General features: G+C 41.4%; 13 protein-coding genes. 11 read left to right on the top strand and 2 right to left on the bottom strand.

Features of this window, described 5'->3' with window-relative positions:
* The 10 genes from AC6CIF_RS07185 to AC6CIF_RS07140 all read left to right on the top strand — a co-directional run.
* Positions 1–154, top strand: a 154-nt coding sequence (locus tag AC6CIF_RS07185; protein WP_498198736.1) for an HNH endonuclease, incomplete at its 5' end; no start/stop codon positions are given.
* Between the two features lie 15 nt (positions 155–169).
* Positions 170–637 carry a DUF6985 domain-containing protein gene (locus AC6CIF_RS07180; RefSeq protein ID WP_498198707.1) on the top strand — a complete coding sequence of 156 codons (468 nt, stop codon included), beginning with the start codon at positions 170–172 and terminating at the stop codon, positions 635–637.
* A gap of 173 nt (positions 638–810) precedes the next feature.
* Entirely contained in the window at positions 811–969 is a 159-nt protein-coding gene (locus tag AC6CIF_RS07175; protein ID WP_498198705.1) for a hypothetical protein, read from the top strand.
* Positions 970–1,083: 114 nt separating this feature from the next.
* Positions 1,084–1,203: an HNH endonuclease gene (locus AC6CIF_RS07170; protein ID WP_498198735.1), complete on the top strand. Its 120-nt coding sequence runs from the start codon at positions 1,084–1,086 to the stop codon at positions 1,201–1,203.
* Between the two features lie 36 nt (positions 1,204–1,239).
* Positions 1,240–1,716 carry an SMI1/KNR4 family protein gene (locus AC6CIF_RS07165; protein ID WP_498198703.1) on the top strand — a complete coding sequence of 159 codons (477 nt, stop codon included), beginning with the start codon at positions 1,240–1,242 and terminating at the stop codon, positions 1,714–1,716.
* Positions 1,717–2,067: 351 nt separating this feature from the next.
* Positions 2,068–2,541, top strand: a complete 474-nt coding sequence (locus AC6CIF_RS07160) for an SMI1/KNR4 family protein (RefSeq protein ID WP_100528557.1) — start codon at positions 2,068–2,070, stop codon at positions 2,539–2,541.
* 203 nt (positions 2,542–2,744) lie between these two features.
* Positions 2,745–3,326: a hypothetical protein gene (locus tag AC6CIF_RS07155; RefSeq protein WP_498198701.1), complete on the top strand. Its 582-nt coding sequence runs from the start codon at positions 2,745–2,747 to the stop codon at positions 3,324–3,326.
* 37 nt (positions 3,327–3,363) lie between these two features.
* Positions 3,364–4,260: a nucleotidyl transferase AbiEii/AbiGii toxin family protein gene (locus AC6CIF_RS07150; RefSeq protein WP_498198699.1), complete on the top strand. Its 897-nt coding sequence runs from the start codon at positions 3,364–3,366 to the stop codon at positions 4,258–4,260.
* A 179-nt stretch (positions 4,261–4,439) separates the two neighbouring features.
* Complete coding sequence (imm48, locus tag AC6CIF_RS07145) at positions 4,440–4,880, top strand: Imm48 family immunity protein (RefSeq protein WP_498198697.1); 441 nt, start codon at positions 4,440–4,442, stop codon at positions 4,878–4,880.
* Between the two features lie 31 nt (positions 4,881–4,911).
* Positions 4,912–5,451 carry an RNA 2'-phosphotransferase gene (locus tag AC6CIF_RS07140; protein WP_498198696.1) on the top strand — a complete coding sequence of 180 codons (540 nt, stop codon included), beginning with the start codon at positions 4,912–4,914 and terminating at the stop codon, positions 5,449–5,451.
* Between the two features lie 181 nt (positions 5,452–5,632).
* On the opposite strand, the gene AC6CIF_RS07135 is transcribed toward AC6CIF_RS07140, so the two are convergent.
* Together AC6CIF_RS07135 and AC6CIF_RS07130 are read right to left on the bottom strand one after the other, a co-directional pair.
* Complete coding sequence (locus AC6CIF_RS07135) at positions 5,633–6,490, bottom strand: SDR family oxidoreductase (protein WP_498198695.1); 858 nt, start codon at positions 6,488–6,490, stop codon at positions 5,633–5,635.
* 162 nt (positions 6,491–6,652) lie between these two features.
* On the bottom strand, positions 6,653–7,078 hold the full coding sequence (locus AC6CIF_RS07130) for an Rrf2 family transcriptional regulator (protein WP_498198693.1): 426 nt from the start codon (positions 7,076–7,078) through the stop codon (positions 6,653–6,655).
* Positions 7,079–7,502: 424 nt separating this feature from the next.
* Between AC6CIF_RS07130 and AC6CIF_RS07125 the strand changes: the two genes are divergently transcribed.
* Positions 7,503–7,979: a DUF6790 family protein gene (locus AC6CIF_RS07125; RefSeq protein WP_026080959.1), complete on the top strand. Its 477-nt coding sequence runs from the start codon at positions 7,503–7,505 to the stop codon at positions 7,977–7,979.
* Positions 7,980–8,015: the final 36 nt, after the last annotated feature.

Raw genomic sequence — 8,015 nt, 5'->3', positions numbered from 1 at the left:
AGATAAAAATAAACTAACATGGCACGAATTAAATGATGTTAAAACAATGCAGCTAGTACCAACAAAGATAAATAGTACTTTTGGGCATCTTGGAGGTGTGGGAGAAATAAATGCAGGAGCGTTTGAACCTGGGGGATTTTCTAATAAACAATAAAGAGGAGATTACACAATGATAAAAGATGATCCTGTTTTTGGAGTGCTCGAATATAACTATGGTTGGACCAGGAAGACTATGTTTCAATTATTCGGAGGAGAACTTGAAATTACATTGATGATTGATGGCGATGAAGATGGAAGATTTGATGAAAAACAATATACGGCATATCAATCATTAATACAAGATTGGAAACAAGTGCAATTTAACTTATTACAACCTATTTTGGATTATTACATACAAAAAAGGAGTGAATTGGGTTATGATGTTGCGTTTAATGAGAATTATCCATTAGTTGAAACAACAGCTCAACTGATGAAGATGATTACTTTAGAGGGGATTGTTGTTCCGTATGGAGACATTAATGAAGAACGTGACATTGGAGTTCTTTTTAGTTGTACATGGGATTCAGAGAATGGTTTAGGGTTGCGTTTATTAGATGAAGAAATAGCTGATGTAGGATACCAAGATGTTGCAATTTGATACCAAGCTAATTAAATCGTATAGCACAACCATATCCAACGAACCCAACATTAAATGATTCAAACATTTGATTAACATTCAAAAGCTCTTTCTTACTTGATTTATGAGTTGGAGAGAGCTTTTTGCGTGTCGAAAATAACTAATGGCTGCTTGGTGGGGGTGGTAGCTTCATTTTGGACGGGGAGGCCAACGTACGAGCAGGTCTATTGCAACAGGAGGGCAGCAACAAAGCGCCTGTTCATGTGGCGGATCTGCCACCAGAGCTAGAGCCACTGTTTATGGCGATTGAGGAGTACGAAGCGGTTTTCCCGACGGTTAAAGTGAAGAAATAAAAAGGTTTGAAATCTCCGATATGAAGTGTAATATTGCATGAAGATATATTACCAAGGAACTTTTGAAGGCAACAGAGGTTGTACAATTCAAGTGGCTGAACGCTAGATTACCAAATAAAGTACAACCCGAAGAAAATTTGTCACCATAATGAGGAAAGCGGATTGATGCAACTTGTACCTTTTGGTATTCATAATATTGCAAAGCATAATGGAGGAAGAACAAAGGGACAATGAGCAGACGCCTCAAGACATTGATTTGAGAGGTGAAATATGTTAAAAATAAAAAATAACAGTATAATTTATCCGCTTCCAGGTAGTAATTTAATTAAGCGTGTAGAAGAGAATTTTGAAATCGAGTTTCCTAAAGATTTTATAGATTTTATATCGGAAAGCAATGGATCTATTCCAATAACTAGATTTTTTGAATTTAAATCGAATAGATATGTGGTTGATCGTTTTCTTTGTTTATTGGACAAGCCAAGTGAGCATGATAAAGGTATGTATGATATCAAGGTTGTTTTCAGTCAATTGGATGAAAGGATACTCTCTGATGGAGATATGACAGGTGCTGAATTAGTATCAATTGCAGCTCTATTTGCAGGAGATTTTGTTTGTCTAGACTATACTGAAAGTAAAATCGATCCAGTTGTTTGTATATGGTATAATGAGGAATCAGATGAGTATGACCCAGTTACAGAAAAGATTGCAGATAATGTTAATCGTTTTCTTGATATGCTAGAAGAATAGGTTCTTCCTATAATGCAACCATATGAGAAAAAATTAAAAGGCTTACTCCTACTCGAACAATGAGTCAGGAGTGAGTTTTTTATAGTTTGATGAAATGGCTATAGTTGTTACATCTGTTACCTAAAGGTGTGCTTGTTTTAGCTGGGAGTTCACCCCTATACAGGAGATCCTGTTTCAGATTCCTATGCCAAAATGATGACGACAACACTCAAATGGTAGAAAGAGCATCATATCCAGTTTTATACTAATGGTGTGTACGAAAGGAAGTTGTTGTTAGGGGACTCTGATCTTCCTGGTTAAAGTCCATGTGGTGGGGCATATGTTAAAAGATGAGAATGAGAAGTGAAGCATATGAGAATGGATGTTAATACGATTGTCGTTCCATTACCAGGCGATGATTTATTAGATGCAGTTGAGCGAAGTTTCAGAGTTTCATTCCCTGAATCTTATAGGCATTTTATTAAGGAACATAACGGAGCTGTACCAATCACAAATATGTTTAGTATGAATCAGCAAGAATACATAATAGAAAAATTTCTATGTATATTGGATGACAGTGAGTCTGATCCTATTAATGGATGGTATGATATTGAAGTTACTATTACGCAAATAGGTGATAGATTAACTGATAATGAAGATTTAGTGGGAATGAATGTAGTTCCTATTGCAGCGCTTTTTTCAGGAGATTTTATTTGTTTGGATTTTAGAGAAACAGAAGAGCCTACTGTAGTTATTTGGTTTCATGAAGAGTCAGAGGAGTTTTCTCCTGTGACACAAAAAGTCGCGACCAATATATTAGAATTTTTTGAATTGCTGAGTAAATAAAGTTCTCCTAGTTCATGTTAACGAATGCCCCAGTTGTCAGTATCTTGTAGAGAAATTAGGGGTGCGTTTTGAACGTGAATTGTAAAACTTAAAGAAGATCTGTGGAAATATTTGAGTTAAGTGATGTGAGTGGAGAATTAACAGAAGATAGAAGAGAGATCTGTCTAATGAGAGATGACAAAAATCAGTAAGGAAGTGACCTGATGGAATTTGAATATCATGTAACCATGCGTGATCTGAAGCAGAACGAGAAAGAGACCTTTATCAACATCTGTAATCAAGAGAACGTGAAGCCCGTGCTGATCGTCTTGGACAAAGGTGAATATATTAATCAGCCAATGATTACAGGCATTGTACATAGCACGAATTACGAAGAAGTGAAGAATGTTATTGAAGAAGTTGGGGCGAAGTTTCGGGATAACGGATTCACAGTTGTTCGGACGAAGGTGGAAATTCCGGCTAAGGAAGAAACGTATTTTGATCAGCGAATGCTGGCACAGTCCAAGCCTTATTTCGAATGGCACGGAAAGGTATATGTGGATGATGTGGCCGTATTGAAGCAACTGTGCGCGGATTCGGGCGGACATATCTCACGGAACTCACTTAATGCAGATGGCAAAGTGAGATTCGTAACGGTCCGTGAATATGAGAGTGCAGAACATTTTTATCGTAGAGTGGGAGAGATACATACCATTTTGTATTCGAACAAGATCGAACTGTTAAAACAGCAATATGAACTGTGCATCTATGACAGCCGGGAAGAACTAGATCGTGGATGGATCTAATTAGATGTTGAGTACGAAGAATGGAGGAGGAGAACGAGTGTCAGAAAAAAACATAAAAATGCACCTCCTAAATGAGGATGAGAGATTCATTGTTGTGTTAGAAGCTCTATTAAAACGCGCTTCTCTAGTGAATAGTCCATTTGTATTAAAAGGAAGCTTATTAACAAGACAGTATTTGGAGAATCCCAATATTCGTTATGTGGATGACATCGACTTTCTGTATACAGGTCGAATTGAGACTGAGGATCAGGCCAATGCAGTATTTACAGACTGGATGATCCGGGTAACGGAGATGGACCTGAATGACGGTATCATATTCCGAAGCTTTCGGGAGAATGCCTTCTGGAGAAGAATAGACTACGCGATGGCGGATGATTTTCCTACGGTGAACACGGAGCTTGCCTTTTATATTGATAGTGAACCAAGGAATGAAAATGAGTATGAGGATGAACTGCATCTTGATATATCTTTTAACCTCGACTTGGATGAGAAGCCTGTTACTCTATCCTACCAACCCATGGTTGGTGAAGCTTTTGTCGTTCCTTACACTGTACCACTCTCCATCCAAATTGCATGGAAGCTGCATCAAACGATAGTGAGGCCCAGGTTTAAAGACTTGTATGATTTGCAACATCTGTTGTCTAACCCGTTATACGATCAGCAGGCGCTCAAGGAGACAATGCAGACCCTGGCCAACGAGTGTAGCATGGACCCAGCTATTACGAGAGAGGATATGAAAAAGATACTGGTTGACGATCTGCATGATGTATTTTCGAGGTTAAATTACGATTATGACTTGCAGTATTATGCCGGAAGCCGTAGTCCTGAAGTGTATTTTATGGAATTTGTATCGGAGCTGCGCCAAACGATGAATCACGTTGGTATTAACAGTGACGCATATGAACATTTACCAAGTTGCCCCACGCATACATAAAGATCTTCATGCACTGAAGAAGCAGACCTAAAAGCTTTCTGTAAGAAAACTGCTTCGGGAGCATTCACTTCGCCTTTATTCGTAGATGAATTTGAAACGAACACCCCAACTCCGATACAATGTTCTCATAGAGTCTGAGAGAATGGATCAAATACGGTGCAGAAATGGAGAAAACCAATATGACTGAATTTATCAAGGCTGACGATATTAATGACCTAATTCTGGCTGCGGCAGCAAATGAGCTGGAGCAGATGGTTGACAAAATATGTGAGCTGATGGGCACACCGTTGGAACAAATGACGGAACTGGAGCGTCAGGTGATGGCTGCTTTTGGGTTTGGTGCGGTCTATGGTATTACGAACAGGGATCAGCTGGCGGAGCCACAAGCGCATGCACTAAGTATTCGGATGCTGATTAAGCCGTTTAACTACAGTGAGCAGCAGGCGGTTGATTTTGCCGATGATCTGATTCGGGTGGCTTCCGATCGTGAGGTTCATCCGGTGATGAATACGATTATCCAACGTGGGATTGATGGACACCGCCAATTCAATCAGGAAGACGATGAAGGGCTGGAACGTAACATTCAGGAGATTTTAACAGCGGTTCAATCGCAAAAATAGACGGTTTTATTAGATGTGGGAGATGATTGCAATGGATCTGATGAAATTAAGCAAGGAACTCTCCTACGCTCTGCGACATGCACCATGGGAGTATGAGCTGGAACTGGACGAAGAGGGTTGGGTGGAAATCTCGCAATTGCTGGTGGCTTTACATGAAAGTCCGCAGTGGAAGGAAGTCACGCAAGCCGATCTGGAGCAGATGATTCAAGCCTCGGAGAAAAAGAGACATGAAATCCGTTCTGGCCGCATCCGGGCGTTGTATGGACATTCGACGCCCCATAAGATATCCAAGTCACCTGCTGAGCCACCGGAAACCCTGTACCATGGGACCCCGGCACGCGCAGTGAATTCTATTATGGAACATGGCTTACAGCCGCGGCAAAGGCAGTATGTACATCTGTCCGCAGATATCGATACGGCCAATCAGGTGGGACGAAGACGGGATGATCAGCCTGTCATTTTGAAAATCAATGCTGCTCAAGCGGCCACAGACGGAATCCTTTTTTATCATGGAAACGAAAATATCTGGCTGGCCGATCACATTCCCGCACGTTATATTCTTGAGCAGTGAGCAGTGAGTGATGAACTGTTGTATACAGCATAAATACCTATCTCAAATTGCAGCAGTCGCAATCAACGGGTGAGTGTACAGTCATCCGTTCAACGGGTATATCGTTGTATTGATCGTTAGCTACACAAAAAAAGGGACGCATCCAACATTCGTTGGTGTGTCCCTTTCTTATATCCAAAACTTACTTGCCTACAATTGCTTTAATACCTTCGTTAAGTGGCTGAGCTGGACGGCCAAGCAATTGCTCTAATGTATCACTTTCTACTGCCAATGCGCCTTCACGGATGGCACTTTGCATATCAACGAGCATTGATACGACAAAGTCTGGTAGACCTGCGCCTTTCATGATGTCAGCGTAAGTGGCATCGTCCACGTTTTGCACGTTGATTTCCTGCCCAAGCACTTCACCAACAATGGCAGCCAGTTCAGCTTGCGTGCGTAGTTTGCCGGACAATTCATACACTGTATTCTCATGTCCTTCTCCTGCGAGTACAGCTGCTGCAGCATGGGCGTAGTCACTGCGGGTAGCCCAGCCCACTTGGCTGTTGTTGGTGGCATGAACCCAAGGTGCGCCTTGCGTAGCTGCTTGCACACTGCCTGCTTCATTTTCCAGATACCAGTTGTTGCGCAGGAAGGAATACGGAATGCCGGATTCACGAATAGCTTTTTCTGTAGCGCGGTGAACTTCCGCCAGGGAAAGGGTATTTTTCTCTGCATTCACAACGCTTGTATAAGCGATGAAACCAACACCTGCGCTCTTGGCAGCGTCAATGGCAGCCTGATGTTGGCGAATACGCGTTTCATTGTCACCATCGGTGGAGATGAGTAACAGACGGTCTACACCGGCAAAAGCTTTCTCCAACGTCTCCGGTTGATCGAAATCACCGTGACGCACGTCAACGCCTTGAACACGGAGAGCTTCCGCTTTCTCCGGATTACGTACACTTACTGCCAAATCCTTGGCAGTATCCGTTTTTAACAATGCCTCTACGACCAGTGAACCTAATTGACCTGTTGCGCCAGTAACCAAAATTTTCATTTTCTTTTCCTCCTATGATATGTGTTGTTGGTTGGATACGACGTGCTTAACTCAAGCCAGATAAGTCGTATACGCTTATTGCTTGCATATGGATGTAATCAAAAACGTTATAACAGGTGTGATTACAACGAAAGGGTTAAAAAAAGCTCGCAATGAGCTTTTTTATTCAGAGACATGAATCTGATCCATCATCTGCTGTATGGTTACACGATTCAAGCGCTGTTCCATGGCGGTCTGAGCCTCAATGAGTTCAGCACGCAAGGTGTGCTCAATCATGTTGCCGACCGGACATTTCGGATTCGGATGTTTGTGAAAGTTGAACAATTCCCCATCCTCCACGACCTCAAGCGCTCGATATACATCAAGAAGGGTAATGTCGGCCGGATCTTTCAACAAGGAAGCACCGCCCACACCGGGTCTGACGTCAATCAGACCAGCCTGTTTCAGCTTGGACATAATCCGCCGAATAATCACGGGATTTGTATTCACACTCAACGCGATCACATCTCCGGTGCATTCATTGGGCATAACAGCGATCAGGGACAGTGTATGAACCGCAATGGAAAAGCGACTGCTGATTTGTCTCATGGGATAATCACCACCGTTGTAACTATAATAGTTACAAAGTGATCGGATGTCAATTCTTTTATATCATATTGTTAATTGATAGTTGTTGTTATCCTGTAATTGTAGATGATCAACCAGATGATAATTGAACTATCACCTATGTCAAATAAATGAGTTGTGGTTCTTTTGAAGCGTTAAAAAAGAAGTAGGATTCAAACATCTTAATGTAATATTAGGGCTAAACTCCTATTATTTTCAAGTTAAATGGAACTATATGGTTTTCTTGTTTGCGTACAGAAGAACAAAAATGACAAAAGCTTCGACATACTAGAAAATTATGTATGAATTGACAAATGTAAAAGCGATTATATAATGTGTTTATCTACAAGATTGTACATTTAGTTACAAATGATTCCAAATAACAAACGGCGGGAGTGGGACAGGCATGTGGTTTTTGGTTCTATGGTTGTTAGGTCTAATTTCAGGGGGAGTACACCTATATGTGTTAGGTTTTCCCGGGGAAATGAGCGAGATTAGCAGGGTATTGCTGCTGCATCAGTTTGTGGTTACGTTTGGATTGGTTGGAGTGATTGGTTATGTTGTCAACATTGCCAGAGCGGATCAGACAGCCAAAATGTTAGGATGGCCTGGTGGACCATTTCAGGTTAAATACGGTTTTTCCCAGGTAGGGCTTGGAGTTATGGGGATTATGGCCATCTGGTTCCAGGGTAACTTTTGGGTAGGTGTATTGGTAACGATGTACATATACGGATTAAGTGGTCTTTGGTCACATACTTATGTCATGATTAAAAATCGCAAGGCAGATGGAGACAGTATCGGAAATCTGATTATGGATGTGGTGTATCAAACGTTTATCACGGTTCTCTCCGTATTGGCTGGCGGAATCTGGGTAATGCACTAAGCTGTAATTGATTTTTTGCCTTACACAGCTTGAATC

The sequence above is a fragment of the Paenibacillus sp. GQ49 genome (assembly GCF_059759055.1).
This window is presented reverse-complemented; position numbering and strand designations above follow the sequence as displayed.

What these genes read in the sequence shown, in the direction of transcription:
- AC6CIF_RS07180 (WP_498198707.1), top strand. Translation starts at nt 170, where the DNA reads ATGATAAAAGATGATCCTGTTTTTGGAGTGCTCGAATATAACTATGGT.
- AC6CIF_RS07165 (WP_498198703.1), top strand. Translation starts at nt 1,240, where the DNA reads ATGTTAAAAATAAAAAATAACAGTATAATTTATCCGCTTCCAGGTAGT.
- AC6CIF_RS07160 (WP_100528557.1), top strand. Translation starts at nt 2,068, where the DNA reads ATGAGAATGGATGTTAATACGATTGTCGTTCCATTACCAGGCGATGAT.
- AC6CIF_RS07155 (WP_498198701.1), top strand. Translation starts at nt 2,745, where the DNA reads ATGGAATTTGAATATCATGTAACCATGCGTGATCTGAAGCAGAACGAG.
- imm48 (WP_498198697.1), top strand. Translation starts at nt 4,440, where the DNA reads ATGACTGAATTTATCAAGGCTGACGATATTAATGACCTAATTCTGGCT.
- AC6CIF_RS07140 (WP_498198696.1), top strand. Translation starts at nt 4,912, where the DNA reads ATGGATCTGATGAAATTAAGCAAGGAACTCTCCTACGCTCTGCGACAT.
- AC6CIF_RS07135 (WP_498198695.1), bottom strand. Translation starts at nt 6,490, where the DNA reads ATGAAAATTTTGGTTACTGGCGCAACAGGTCAATTAGGTTCACTGGTC.
- AC6CIF_RS07130 (WP_498198693.1), bottom strand. Translation starts at nt 7,078, where the DNA reads ATGAGACAAATCAGCAGTCGCTTTTCCATTGCGGTTCATACACTGTCC.
- AC6CIF_RS07125 (WP_026080959.1), top strand. Translation starts at nt 7,503, where the DNA reads ATGTGGTTTTTGGTTCTATGGTTGTTAGGTCTAATTTCAGGGGGAGTA.